This is a genomic window from Nocardioides sp. CPCC 206348, assembly GCF_048654705.1.
In the GTDB taxonomy this organism is placed as follows: domain Bacteria; phylum Actinomycetota; class Actinomycetes; order Propionibacteriales; family Nocardioidaceae; genus Nocardioides.
The window spans coordinates 1-305 of the sequence record NZ_JBMCZA010000113.1; the positions used below are offsets into that span (position 1 = coordinate 1).

The following is a 305-nucleotide window of genomic DNA, read 5'->3' on the forward strand; positions in this document are numbered from 1 at the left end:
CCGTCCGCCGATTCCCCGACCGTGTCCCTGCCACCTGGCCATTGTGGCCCCGCTGTCGGCGCCGTGCGGGAGGATGGGCAGATGCCCGAGACCGACCCGCCGTCCGATGCGCTGGCGGGGTTCAGTGAGGCGACCCGGACCTGGTTCCAGGCGGCCTTCTCCGAACCCACCCCGGCGCAGGCCGGCGCGTGGGCAGCAATCGGCCAGGGTCGTCACACGCTGGTCGTCGCGCCCACCGGTTCGGGCAAGACCCTCAGCGCCTTCCTTGCCGCCATCGACCGGTTGCTGACCACGCCGACACCGGA

1 protein-coding gene is annotated in these 305 nt (G+C 72.5%); it reads left to right on the top strand.

Features of this window, described 5'->3' with window-relative positions; all coding sequences use genetic code 11:
- Window positions 1–81 precede the first annotated feature (81 nt).
- Window positions 82–305: DEAD/DEAH box helicase (locus ACOADB_RS06780; protein WP_378597196.1), on the top strand; the 224-nt coding region annotated here is incomplete at its 3' end.